The 13,245-nt window shown below is 34.0% G+C and carries 10 protein-coding genes; 8 read left to right on the forward strand and 2 right to left on the reverse strand.

Going from position 1 to position 13,245, the window contains the following annotated elements:
• Nucleotides 1–50 precede the first annotated feature (50 nt).
• The 3 genes from DW196_RS06520 (at nt 51) to DW196_RS06530 (ending at nt 3,908) form a co-directional block, all read left to right on the forward strand.
• On the forward strand, nt 51–1,664 hold the full coding sequence (locus tag DW196_RS06520) for a type I restriction-modification system subunit M (RefSeq protein WP_118250676.1): 1,614 nt from the start codon (nt 51–53) through the stop codon (nt 1,662–1,664).
• Complete coding sequence (locus DW196_RS06525; protein WP_118250677.1) at nt 1,654–2,898, forward strand: restriction endonuclease subunit S; 1,245 nt, start codon at nt 1,654–1,656, stop codon at nt 2,896–2,898. The genes DW196_RS06520 and DW196_RS06525 overlap by 11 nt, the downstream gene beginning before the upstream one ends.
• An 89-nt stretch (nt 2,899–2,987) precedes the next feature.
• Complete coding sequence (locus tag DW196_RS06530) at nt 2,988–3,908, forward strand: site-specific integrase (RefSeq protein ID WP_118250678.1); 921 nt, start codon at nt 2,988–2,990, stop codon at nt 3,906–3,908.
• On the opposite strand, the gene DW196_RS06535 is transcribed toward DW196_RS06530, so the two are convergent.
• Complete coding sequence (locus tag DW196_RS06535) at nt 3,905–4,504, reverse strand: restriction endonuclease subunit S (protein WP_118250679.1); 600 nt, start codon at nt 4,502–4,504, stop codon at nt 3,905–3,907. The two genes, DW196_RS06530 and DW196_RS06535, sit on opposite strands and share 4 nt — an antisense overlap.
• On the opposite strand from DW196_RS06535, the gene DW196_RS06540 reads away from it, so the two are divergent.
• From DW196_RS06540 to DW196_RS06560, 5 genes are all read left to right on the forward strand, one after another.
• On the forward strand, nt 4,504–7,566 hold the full coding sequence (locus DW196_RS06540) for a type I restriction endonuclease subunit R (protein ID WP_118250680.1): 3,063 nt from the start codon (nt 4,504–4,506) through the stop codon (nt 7,564–7,566). The genes DW196_RS06535 and DW196_RS06540 overlap by 1 nt on opposite strands.
• A 95-nt stretch (nt 7,567–7,661) precedes the next feature.
• Nucleotides 7,662–8,825: a galactokinase gene (locus DW196_RS06545; RefSeq protein WP_118250681.1), complete on the forward strand. Its 1,164-nt coding sequence runs from the start codon at nt 7,662–7,664 to the stop codon at nt 8,823–8,825.
• Between the two features lie 12 nt (nt 8,826–8,837).
• Entirely contained in the window at nt 8,838–9,839 is a 1,002-nt protein-coding gene (gene galE, locus DW196_RS06550; protein ID WP_118250682.1) for a UDP-glucose 4-epimerase GalE, read from the forward strand.
• A gap of 1 nt (nt 9,840) precedes the next feature.
• Nucleotides 9,841–11,316: a UDP-glucose--hexose-1-phosphate uridylyltransferase gene (gene galT, locus DW196_RS06555; RefSeq protein WP_118250683.1), complete on the forward strand. Its 1,476-nt coding sequence runs from the start codon at nt 9,841–9,843 to the stop codon at nt 11,314–11,316.
• 21 nt (nt 11,317–11,337) lie between these two features.
• The gene (locus tag DW196_RS06560) at nt 11,338–12,318 is read left to right on the forward strand and encodes a LacI family DNA-binding transcriptional regulator (RefSeq protein ID WP_118250684.1); all 981 of its coding nucleotides are present in this window, start codon (nt 11,338–11,340) and stop codon (nt 12,316–12,318) included.
• 42 nt (nt 12,319–12,360) lie between these two features.
• Here DW196_RS06560 and DW196_RS06565 read toward each other — a convergent pair whose 3' ends face one another.
• On the reverse strand, nt 12,361–13,179 hold the full coding sequence (locus DW196_RS06565; protein WP_118250685.1) for a metallophosphoesterase: 819 nt from the start codon (nt 13,177–13,179) through the stop codon (nt 12,361–12,363).
• Nucleotides 13,180–13,245: the final 66 nt, after the last annotated feature.

A 13,245-nucleotide genomic window follows, 5' to 3' on the forward strand; every position in this document is an offset into this window, starting at 1 on the left:
TTTTCTATGCTATAATAAGGAAAAAAGATGAACTTATAAGGAGACACACAATGAGTAAGCAAGAATCAAAAACGTTATACCAAGCTCTATGGAATAGTGCGGATATTCTACGTTCTAAAATGGACGCGGCAGATTATAAGGACTATTTATTAGGCTTGGTTTTTTATAAATATTTATCAGATAGAATGTTGTATAGTGCCGCTGATTTGTTGGAACAACCTGCTCACAGTTTAAAAGAAGCTCAAGCAATTTACGAAGAAGCGTTTAAAGATGATGAGTTAAGAGATGATTTGATTTCTGAATTGAAATATATGTATTCCTATGCCTTAGAACCAGGTTTAACGTTTACTTCTTTAGTGGATAAAATCCATACGGGACAATTTCAATTAGAAGATTTGGCTCAAGGGTTTAGAAATATCGAGCAAAGCAGTGAGTTGTTTGTTAACTTATTTGAGGACATTGACTTGTATTCAAAACGTTTGGGAACCACACCACAAAAACAAAATAAAACCATTTCTGAAGTGATGGTGGAGCTTGATTCATTAGATATTGCCCACGAAGGAGATGCACTTGGAGATGCGTATGAGTATTTAATCGGTCAGTTTGCCTCTGATTCTGGGAAAAAAGCTGGGGAGTTTTATACACCACAAGCTGTTTCGACCTTAATGACTCAAATTGTCTTAAGTGGTAAAGAGGATAAACGAGGATTTAGTGTGTATGACGCAGCGATGGGATCAGGTTCTTTATTATTAAATGTTCAAAAATTTTCGAATGAACCTGGTACGATCAATTATTTTGGACAGGAATTAAAAACCTCCACCTATAATTTAGCTCGTATGAATATGATTTTACATGGTGTTGATGTGGCAAATCAGCATTTACATAATAGTGACACATTGGATGCGGATTGGCCGACAGAAGAGCCCACGAACTTTGATGCCGTACTAATGAATCCACCGTACAGTGCTAAATGGACAGCAGACAAAGGCTTTTTAGATGATCCAAGATTTGCTCCCTACGGTGTATTAGCTCCTAAATCAAAAGCTGATTTTGCCTTTTTATTACATGGTTATTATCATTTGAAAGACACAGGAGTGATGGCGATTGTGTTACCTCATGGTGTGCTATTTCGTGGTGCAGCAGAAGGAAAAATTCGTAAAATATTGTTAGAACATGGTGCAATAGACACAGTGATTGGATTACCGGCAAATATTTTCTTCAATACAAGCATTCCAACAACTGTCATTGTATTGAAGAAAAATCGTAAAAATCGTGATGTCTTCTTTATTGATGCATCAAAAGAGTTTGAAAAAGGAAAAAATCAAAATGTGTTAACCAATGATGCCATAGATAACATCCTTCAAACTTATTTGGCACGTGAAAACGTGGATAAATACGCACAGCTTGCCACATTTGATGAGATTACAGAAAATGATTTTAACTTAAATATTCCACGCTATGTTGATACGTTTGAAGAAGAAGAACCTATCTCACTAAAACATGTTGCGACTGAATTGACCGCTGTTCAAAAAGATATTGCAGAAGCTCATCAAGTGCTTGCGACATTTTTAGATGACTTAGTTGCGACAACTGATGATGCCAAAGATGAATTAGATGCTTTTAAATCCATATTGACACGTGGTGGTGATAACCATGACAAGTAATCATCATGTACCAGTGATTCGTTTTAAAGGATTTACTGACGCTTGGGAACAGTGTAAGTTAGGTGAGCATTCTCAAATACTGGCCGGAGGAACGCCTAAAACACAAATTAAAGAATATTGGGAGCCAAAAGAGATTCCGTGGATGTCATCCGGTGAAATCAATAAAAAAAGACTATTTTCCACTGATAATCAGATTTCAAAATTAGGTTTTGAAAACTCTAGTGCAAGATGGGTTAAAGAAAGTTCTGTTCTTATCGCGCTCGCAGGGCAAGGGAAAACCCGGGGAACAGTTGCTATTAATGAGATTCCGTTAACTACAAACCAGTCTATTGCTGCAATTGAACCTGATGATAAATTAGATTCTGAATTTTTATTTCAAAACCTTGAAAAACGATATGAAGAGCTAAGATTAGCATCATCAGGAGACGGTAGTAGAGGCGGTTTAAACAAACAAATTATTTCCGATTTAAAAATAATAGCTCCTTCGGTTAAGGAGCAAACTAAAATTGGTTCTTTCTTCAAACAATTGGACAACACTATCGCTCTTCATCAGCGTGAGTTAGATTTATTGAAAGAGCAGAAAAAAGGATTTTTACAAAAAATGTTCCCTAAAAAAGATGAAGTAGTACCTGAAATTCGTTTTGCAGGATATACTGACGCTTGGGAACAGCGTAAACTTGGTAAGTTAGGTAATACATTTACGGGATTGACAGGAAAAACAAAAGAAGACTTCGGTCATGGTAATGCTAAATTTGTGACGTATGTCAATGTATTTAGCAATTCGATTACTGACTTGGAGATGACAGAAAATGTTGAAATCGATGATAAACAAAATACAATAAATTATGGTGATATATTCTTTACAACCTCTTCAGAAACACCAGAAGAAGTAGGAATGTCATCGGTATGGCTTGGTAATGAAGTCAATGTTTACTTAAATAGCTTTTGTTTTGGATATCGTCCAACTGCAGAATTAAATCCATACTACATGGCATTTATGTTACGTTCTCCTAGTATTCGTAAGAAGTTCATGTTCCTTGCACAAGGTATTTCACGGTATAATATATCAAAAACAAAAGTTATGGAAATGGAAGTATCTGTACCAAGTTTAGATGAACAAACCAAAATTGGTAATTTCTTCAAACAACTTGACGACACTATCGCACTTCATCAGTGTGAGTTAGAAAAATTACAAGAAATGAAAAAAGCATTCCTACAAAAAATGTTTGTTTAATAAATAGTTAAAAGTAGATATGCGACAAATTTTAAAATTTGTCGTATGTCTACTTTTACTTTTTTATAAATATTTAAGGAGGAAAGAGAATGAGTAATAGAAAAGGGTTGTTATTTCATGAATATTTCTTAGAGTGGATAGAGTTATACAAGGTTGGGGCAGTAAGAGAAGTGACGTTATCAAAGTATCAAATGTCTTATACGAGATTAAAAGAATTAGCACCTGATGTTTTATTAAAAAATATTGATAGGAGGGAGTATCAGCGAATTTTAAATAACTATGCTGAAACACATGAGAAACAGACTACAATGGATTTTCATCATCAGTTAAAAGGGGCGTTGTTAGACGCAATGGACGAAAATCTCATTCCAACTAATCCAACTCGTAAAGTAGTAATAAAAGGTAAGATACCTAGAAAGAAGAAAACAAAATACATTAGTCAGTTTGATTTACAGAAATTATTGGATGAATTATTTTTACCAACAGTTTTTAATCATGATTGGTTAATATTATTAATCGCTAAAACTGGATTGCGTTTTTCAGAAGCATTAGCTGTTACTCCTAGTGATTTTAACTTCGCTTATCAAACACTCTCTATTTCTAAAACTTGGAATTATAAGGAAGCTAATGGACACTTTCAAGAAACAAAAAATCATTCCTCAAAACGTCATATCCAATTAGATTGGAAAACAACCATGCAATTTGCTCAGATGGTTGAAGGGCTGTCTAGTCATCAACCAATTTTTATTAATGGACGTGTTTTTAATTCCACAGTTAATCATCGTTTAAAAAGACTATGTGAAAAAGCAGATGTTCCTGTAATCTCTATCCATGGGTTAAGGCATACACACGCGTCGTTATTGTTATTTGCAGGTGTTTCTATTGCGAGTGTAGCAAGACGATTAGGTCATGCTAATATGACAACAACTCAACAGATTTATTTACATATCATTCAAGAATTAGAAAATCAAGATAACGATAAAATAATGAGATATTTATCCAACTTTTAAACCTTACGCTGATGAAGTGCGATAGTGTCGTCTAGTTGCTTGAAGAAGTTGCCAATTTGGTTTTGTTCTTCATTTGTTGGTAGGTCAATTAAATGTTTATTCAAGCTACCAATACCAAAATTAGCAACAGTTGTAGATTCAGAATTTCTAACTGTTATTTTTTTTTTAAAGGAAGGCGCTAAAAAATTTGCTACAAGATAATTAGCATTTAATTCTTTAGTTGGTCGGATTGCTACTACACGCTGACCTAAAAAATAATTATTGGAATCATCAGGAATAACAGCACTTTCGCCCATAGGAGCTTCTCGAGTAAATACTACATCCTCTGGCTGCAAAACAATTCTTTCCGACCATTTCATATACGTTAATTGTGTTACATGATCCATTAAATTAGGAAAAAGAGCACCGTTCCTAACTGTCGAAGTTCGTATCATTAAATAATTAGTTTTTTCATCAGTAATTGGGGCAGTAGCATGTTTAGTATCTACAATTTGAGCTATTGAACCTAACTCTCGCTGTTCCCAAGCGTGTGTAGAAAGACGCGAAATGATGGTATAATAAAAATACGTAAAAAGATAGAAAGTGGGGAAGGATATTGGGGAAGTTTACTTCAGAATTGGATTTAGAAAAACAATTAATCGAACAGTTAATTTCCGGTGAATCACAATGGACTTATAGAGAAGATTTAAAGACAGAAGATGATTTATGGGATAATTTTAAAGATAAATTAGAATCAAATAATATTGATGTATTGGGCGAACATTTATTAACAGAACAAGAATTTCGTCAGATAAAAAATCAGTTAAGTTTTCCTAATTTCTATGAAGCAGCTAAATGGTTGTCAGGAGAAAATGGGGTAGCAAAAGTTCAAGTTCAGCGTGAAGATGCTAAATTAGGAACAATAAGACTACGTGTACTAAATCGTGAAGATGTTGCAGGAGGCATCTCGTCTTATGAAGTAATTAATCAATATGTATCAACTAGAAAAGAATACATGGATAACGATAGAAGATTTGATGTCACGTTATTGATTAATGGGTTACCCATGATTCATATTGAATTAAAAAATAAGAATAATGCCTACATGGATGCATTTCGTCAAATTTCAAAATATTTAAAAGAAGGAAAGTTTACGGGAATATTTTCCTGTGTTCAGATGTTTGTGGTCTCAAACGGGACAGACACGCGTTATATTGCTTCAGCACAAGATACTAAACTTAATGCCCAATTTTTAACAAAATGGGTGGATGAAGACAACAAAGCAGTAGATAATTATTTGGATTTTTCAAAACATGTGTTGTCTATTCCAATGGCTCATAAGATGGTGACTCAATACACTGTGATTGATAATGATAAAAAAGCATTAATTCTACTTCGCCCTTATCAGATTCATGCGATTGAAGCTGTAAAAAAAGCATCTAAAGAATCTAAGTCGGGTTATGTCTGGCATACAACTGGTTCCGGAAAGACATTAACATCATATAAAGTAGCTAGAAATTTATTACAAATCTCATCTATTGATAAAACCATATTTATTGTGGACAGAGTAGACTTAGATCAACAAACAACCACGTCATTTACTTCTTATGCAGAAAATGATGTGATTGATGTAGATGAAACGAATAATGTATCTGAATTAATAAAAAAATTATTATCAGATGAAAGAACGGTTATAGTCACAACGATACAAAAACTAAATCATGTTATGCGTCGCTATGATGAAAAACCAGAAAGTAAAACATTTCAAAAACTACGTCATCTTCGTTTAGCATTTGTAGTAGATGAGTGTCATAGAGCAGTTAGTCCTGAGAAAAAACGAGAACTGGAAACATTTTTTATTGATTCATTATGGTATGGATTCACAGGGACACCTATTTTTGTTGAAAATGCAAAAAAAGTTAAAGGGAATCTTCCTAGAACTACTCAACAACAATACGGAGAAAGTTTACATGAATATACTGTAAAAGAAGCAATTCATGACAAAGCAGTTTTAGGATTTCAAGTGGAGTACAAGACGACTTTTTCTGAAGAACAATTAGATGAAATTGTTAAAAACTCTGATAAACGTTCTGAACTAGATATTAATGAAATGAGTTTGATGGACAGAGAGTTTTATGTACCAAATGAAGTTTATTTAGATGAAGCGCATATGTTGGAAGTGATTGACTCCATTATAAATAAATCTCGAAAAAAATTAGGCTTTAATCTTGGTTCGGGACAAACGTATGATGCTATTTTAACGACAACATCTATTTCACAGGCTCAAAGATATTATAATTTGATAAAACAGGTGAAAGAGGGAAAACATTCGGTAAAAGTGTCAGAAGCAACAAAAAAAGTACTTCCTGATTTTCCTAAAATGGCTATAACGTATTCAATTTCAGAAAATGAAGAATCTTCAATTAGTAATCAAGAGAAAATGAAAGAAGCGTTATCAGATTATAATACTGAATTTGGAACACACTACACGTTAGAAACAATGCGTGCATATAACAGAAATGTTAATGACCGCTTAGCACGTAAAAAAGACCAATATAAATCACGTAGCGAGCAATTAGATTTGGTTATTGTGGTCGATAGATTACTGACAGGTTTTGATGCTCCTTGTTTATCAACGTTGTTTATTGATAGACCACCGATGAAGGAACATAATTTAATTCAAGCTTTTTCACGTACCAATAGATTATTTAATAAATCTAAACGCTACGGGCAAATAGTTACCTTTCAAGACCCGGCAACATTTGAAGCTGCTGTCACCCATGCGCTTGTATTATATTCAAATGGTGGCGAGAATGAAGTGTTAGCACCTAGTTGGGAAGAAACTAGAGATAGGTTTATTGATGCAATAGAAGAACTGAAACTAATTGAACCAAATGCTTGTGAGATTGATATAGATACAGCTAGTATAGTCAAATTAAAGAAGTTTGCTAGATCGTTTCAACAAGTTGATAAATACTATGCATCTTCTCAAGTCTATACAGAGTTTTCTGAGACACAAATGGGTACTTTATTCCCGATGACTGAAAAAGAATTTGAAGAGTACACAGGTAAGTATAAGAATACTCTAGAAAAAATTAGAGAATTATCTGATGATCCCGAGTTACCTGAAATAGATATTGATATTTCCTATGAGTTAGAGTCGGTCAAAACTGAAAATATTAATTATGATTACATCTTGATGTTAATTCAACTCTATGTTCCTATAGGGGATGATGAGTATGAATTAGTGGGAAGACAAGATGATAAATCAGCTAAAGAAATTGATAACTACCTAGAAGAATTGTCTCAATCTAATCAAAAACTGTCAGCGTTAATCAAAACGTTATGGGAAGATATTCGTCAAAATCCTGAACATTATCGTGATAAAGATATATCTATCTTATTAAATCGTTTAATACAAGATAAAAAGCTAAATGAAACCTCTCAGCTTGCTGAAAAATGGTCAGTTAATGAAGGTGATTTGCGATATGTCGTTAACAACTATAATCCTAAAAAAGAAAAACAAGTTGGCGAACAGGAGTTAAGAGATTCTTCTGATTACGATACGTATAAAAAAAATCATGATAACCCAGTAAGTAAGTTAAGATATTGGAAAAGTTTTAAAAAAGATTTAGTACAAGTTATGGAGGAAGAACTCCTTCCACTTAACAGAGATTAAAAGAGTCAGTTTGACTCTTTTTTTGTTTCCTCTTGCAACCGCATTCAGTAAACGTTATAATTAATTTAGTAAATATTTACTAGGAGGCGGAAACGATGTTAACGAAATTAAGACAAACTTTTTTAGACGTATTTAAAGAAAAAAATGATTCAGAATATTTTTCTCCAGGAAGAATTAATTTAATAGGTGAACACACAGATTATAATGGTGGAAATGTATTTCCAGCAGCAATTACGATTGGAACTTATGGATTAGTTAGAAGACGTGATGATGAGTTAATTCGTTTTTATTCGATGAATTTCCCTGATATCGGCGTGAAAGATATCAAACTTTCAGAACTTGAATATAAAGAAGAGGATGACTGGACAAATTATCCTAAGGGAGTCATTTATTTACTAAAACAATCTGGCTATGATATTCGTCATGGATTTGATATTTTATTTTATGGAACAATTCCAAATGGGGCAGGTTTATCATCATCAGCTTCGATTGAATTATTAACAGGATTGGTCATTTCTGATGAGTGTGGGTTAAATATTCCAAGACTTGATTTAGTAAAACTGGGCCAAAAAGTTGAAAATAATTATATCGGGGTAAATTCTGGTATCATGGATCAATTTGCCATTGGTATGGGAGAAGAAAACAACGCAATTTTATTAAATACTAATACACTAGACTATGACTTAGTCCCAGCCGTATTTGGTGAGTATGTCATTATGATTATGAATACGAATAAACGCCGTGAGTTAGCAGATTCAAAATACAATGAACGACGCAGTGAATGTGAAGACGCGCTAAAACAATTACAAAAACATGTTGATATAAAAACATTATGTGATTTAAGCGTGGCCGAGTTTAACGAAAATAGCCAATACATTGATAATGAGACTGTCAGAAAACGTGCTAAACACGCTATCACTGAAAATGAACGCACACTTGAAGCGAAAAAAGCTCTAACAGATGGTGATTTAGAAACATTTGGTAAATTACTTAATGCATCACATGAATCACTAAAAAATGATTATGATGTGACAGGTATTGAACTAGATACATTAGTAGATTATGCTCAAAAGCAACCCGGCGTGCTTGGTACAAGAATGACGGGAGCTGGTTTTGGTGGCTGTGCGATTGCTTTAGTCAACAAGAACAATGTTGATTCTTTTAAAGAGGTTGTTGGGAATGGCTACAAAGAAAAAATCGGTTATGCTGCTGATTTTTATGAAGCTTCCATTGGAGATGGAACTAGAAAATTATCGTAGAGGAGAGTTAGTATGAAAAAAGTACTCGTTTTAGGAGGAGCAGGATATATTGGCTCTCATGCCGTTGCACGTTTAGTTGAGAGCGGTCGAGATGTTGTAGTGGTAGATAATTTATTGACGGGACATATTGAAGCCGTACATCCAAATGCTACTTTTTACGAAGGTGATATTCGAGATAAAGAGTTTTTATCTCATGTTTTTGAACAAGAAAAGATAGAGCAGGTCGTTCATTTTGCGGCAAGTTCTTTGGTGGGAGAGTCAGTAGAAAACCCATTGAAATATTTTAATAATAACGTGTATGGTATGCAAAGTTTACTTGAAGTGATGTATGAGTTTGATGTGAAAGATATTGTCTTTTCATCAACTGCTGCAACTTATGGTGAGCCTGAAGAAACACCAATTAGTGAAACAACACTAACAAATCCTAAAAACCCGTATGGTGAAAGTAAGTTAATGATGGAAAAAATGATGAAGTGGTGTGACAATGCTTATGACATGAAATATGTGTCACTGAGATATTTTAATGTGGCTGGCGCAATGCCTGATGCGACAATCGGAGAAGCACATCAGCCTGAAACACATTTATTACCTATTATCTTACAAGTAGCACTTCACCAACGTGATAAATTACATATTTTTGGTGATGATTACCCAACACCAGATGGCACATGTATCAGAGATTATGTACATGTATTGGATTTAGTTGACGCACATATTTTAGCACTTGACTATCTGGATAAAAATGAAGAAAGTCAAATCATCAATTTAGGAAGTAGTCATGGATTCTCGGTGAAAGAGCTATTAGATGAAGCCATCCGCGTGACCGGACAAGATATAAAATATGATGTATCGCCAAGGCGAGCTGGTGACCCAGCTATATTAGTTGCGTCAAACGACAAGGCCAAAAAAATATTAGGCTGGAATCCAACTCATACTGATATTGAAACGATTATCTCAACTGCATGGAAGTGGCATAGTACTCATCCAAATGGTTATGAAAAAGAGGTGAGATAGTATGACAAATCAATGGATTAAAACATTTGTTTCATATGCCATATCAACAGGTCTTTGGGATGAATTGGATAGAGTGTATTTAACTAACAAAGTGCTATATCTCATTGGATTAGATGATTATGAAGATGACCGAGAAATAGAAGGGACACTCCCCGTAGAGATTGTCGAAAAACTTGTAGAGGTAGCTATTGATTCAGGAAAAATTAAATCAACTGCTCATGAAAAAGATGTGCTAATTGGTCAGCTGATGGATATCGTGACACCAAGTCCAAAAGAAGTGAATCAACAGTTCAATAAAAACTATGAAACATCACCTGAAAAAGCGACAGATTACTTATACGAACTCTGTAAAGATAATGATTACATTAAGACTCAAGCAATTGCAAAAAATATTGAGTTTCCGTATGACAGTGAGTACGGCACATTAAATATCACAATTAATTTATCAAAACCGGAAAAAGATCCTGAAGAAATAAAAAAAGCAGCCACTATGAAGACAGCTAATTATCCAAAGTGCATGCTGTGTATTGAAAATGAAGGATTCTCAGGACGGATTGGTTACCCAAATCGATTTAATCATCGAGTGATTCAGTTTAATTTATGTGATGAACCATGGGCATTTCAGTATTCGCCTTATGCTTATTACAATGAACATAGTATCTTTTTCTCAGCTGTTCATAGACCAATGTCTATCAATAAAGAAACCTTTACAAGATTAGTTCATGTATTGGATGTCTTTCCACATTATTTTGTTGGCTCAAATGCTGATTTACCGATTGTTGGTGGCTCTATTTTATCTCATGATCATTATCAAGGGGGACGTTTTCATTTTCCAATCGAAAGCTCACCAATTGAAACCAGTTATGATATACTAGATTTTCCAAATGTATCAGTTGGTACGGTTAAATGGCCAATGTCTGTTATCCGTGTAACTAGTGATAGTAAAGAGGATGTTATTGATGCAGCAGATTATATATTAAAAAAATGGCGAGATTATTCAGACTTGTCGTTAGAAATAAAGGCCTTTAGTGATGATGGGACACGACATCATACTATTACGCCAATCGCAAGAAGAAAAAACGGACTTTATGAAATGGACTTAGTGTTGCGGGATAATAATGTTTCAGACAAATACCCAGATGGCATATTCCATCCACATCCAGAATATCATCATATAAAAAAAGAAAATATCGGTTTGATTGAAGTGATGGGCTTAGCTATTTTACCACCACGTTTAAAAGAAGAGATGCAAGATGTGAAAAAGTTTTTATTAAATCAGGAACATAACATGGTAGATTACCATAAAGAGTGGGCCGAAAAAATAAAATCAACACAAGACATTACGGAAAAAAATGTTGATGAAAAAATAGAAGAAGCTATCGGCGAAGTTTTCTTACATGTGTTAGAAGATGCTGGGGTATATAAACGAACGCAAGAAGGCCAAGATGGCTTCAAGCGATTTATGTCAACGTTATAAAATGAAAGGGGGATAACACAGGTGGCTACAATAAAGGATATTGCAAACAAAGCAGGGGTGTCACCAGCTGCCGTCTCTCGTGTGTTAAATCATGATGCAACGTTATCTATAAATGAAGAGACCAAACGTCGTATTTTTGAAGTTGCAGAAGCGTTAAATTATACAAAACATCATAAAAAGAAACCAAAACAAACCAAAAAAATCGGTCTTATTCAATGGTACCAACCTGAAGAAGAGTTGGAAGATATCTATTATTTGGCTATTCGTTTAGGGATTGAAAAAAGAGCTGAGGAACTTTCTGTTGAATTGGTAAAATGTGAGATAGAATCTTTGGGAAAAGAAGAGATAGATGGGTTACTAGCTCTAGGTAAATTTGATGAAGTAGAGATCAAAAAAATGTCAGATGTCGTTGAGACAATTGTCTTCATTGATTTTGATGCATCCCACTATGGTTTTTCATCTGTTATAGTTGATATGAATCAAGCCATGTCACTAGTAGCTGGATTGATAGAAGAAAAAGGGTATCAATCTGTTGGGATATTACAAGGATTGGAATACACTAAAACATTGCATGAGGCAATAGAAGATTACCGTCTTAATAAATTAACTCACCAATTACCGCAAAACGTCTCAATTGATACTGTGTTACAAACAATATTTAGTGTGGAATCTGGCTATAAAATTATGAAAGATTATCTAGAGGAGACTTCTCCTGAAAAATTTGTCGATATCTTTTTTGCGGAAAGCGATGTCATAGCTGTAGGAGCATTGAGAGCATTGAATGAAAAAGGAATAAAGATCCCAAAAGATATTGCCTTAGTGTCATTTAATGATATTAGTGTCGCTAAATATGTAACACCAAGTTTAACGACAATACATGTTCCAACAGAATCTATGGGAAGTATAGCAGTTAATCAGTTGTTGATGTTATTAGATGTTGATATTCCGACATCTATAAAGGTCGAGGTAGAGACATTACTCATGAAACGACAAACACATTAAAAAAATAAAAAACAGGCGCTCGATAAAAGCGTCTGTTTTTTATTATGCTTGCTTAATAGTCGTAAAAATCAAGTGAGGATAATTGTTGAGTCGTAGAGGGAATTTGCTATTAGCAAGTCCACGACTAACAATTAAGTGAGAATTATTTTTGATATAAAGCCCACTTGTTAATTTAGGTAAGAAACCTTGGTCTGGCGAAAGAAGGCCATTTGTTCCAGGTAGCCTCCACTGACCACCGTGAGCATGCCCACTAAAAATAGCAAGCGGCTGATTGAAAGATACAATATAATGATTAAATAACTCGGGATGATGTGCAAGTATAAGTGTATCAATGGTTGGATCGATTGAATGTATCTGATTTATAGGTAGGGCTGTTTGACGGTTACTTAAACCGATTAGATTAAATGATGTTTGTTTGATTGTTAAGTTGGTTACGTCATTTTCTAAGTAGATAGCATCGCTTTGGTTTATTTTTTTAAGCCATAAATCATAGTTTGGATTCGTTTCTTCATGGTTTCCGTTAATTACGTAAGTAGGATAAGATGCAGTTAGTTTTGCCAAAAAGTTAAAAAAATCAGTCTGGCTAACATCTTCTGTTCGGTCTATTGTATCCCCAGTTAAAAAGATAACGTCTGGTTTTTCCTTTTCCAATTCATCAAGTAGTTGTTGTTTATCAACTCTAAGTCTAGGAAACTGTAGGTCAGAAATATGGGCTATTTTGATTTGTTTATCTTTAGTTTTATTACTGGTGAGGACAATTGATTCAACATCAAGCTGTCTGTTTTCACGAATGCCTTCTGTCACGATAAAGAGAGGTAGTCCAATTAGTAATCCAGTAATAATTTTTTTAGTTCTAGTCATGTTAGTACTCCTTTTAAAGAATCAATATCTTTAGTTAAATTAACAAAAATTTTTTAATAAAGAATT

Source organism: Vagococcus sp. AM17-17, assembly GCF_003471765.1.
In the GTDB taxonomy this organism is placed as follows: Bacteria; Bacillota; Bacilli; order Lactobacillales; family Vagococcaceae; genus Vagococcus; species Vagococcus teuberi.

Excerpts from the sequence above, each read along its gene's own strand:
- DW196_RS06520 (WP_118250676.1), top strand. The coding sequence starts at position 51 with ATGAGTAAGCAAGAATCAAAAACGTTATACCAAGCTCTATGGAATAGT.
- DW196_RS06525 (WP_118250677.1), top strand. The coding sequence starts at position 1,654 with ATGACAAGTAATCATCATGTACCAGTGATTCGTTTTAAAGGATTTACT.
- DW196_RS06530 (WP_118250678.1), top strand. The coding sequence starts at position 2,988 with ATGAGTAATAGAAAAGGGTTGTTATTTCATGAATATTTCTTAGAGTGG.
- DW196_RS06545 (WP_118250681.1), top strand. The coding sequence starts at position 7,662 with ATGTTAACGAAATTAAGACAAACTTTTTTAGACGTATTTAAAGAAAAA.
- galE (WP_118250682.1), top strand. The coding sequence starts at position 8,838 with ATGAAAAAAGTACTCGTTTTAGGAGGAGCAGGATATATTGGCTCTCAT.
- galT (WP_118250683.1), top strand. The coding sequence starts at position 9,841 with ATGACAAATCAATGGATTAAAACATTTGTTTCATATGCCATATCAACA.
- DW196_RS06565 (WP_118250685.1), bottom strand. The coding sequence starts at position 13,179 with ATGACTAGAACTAAAAAAATTATTACTGGATTACTAATTGGACTACCT.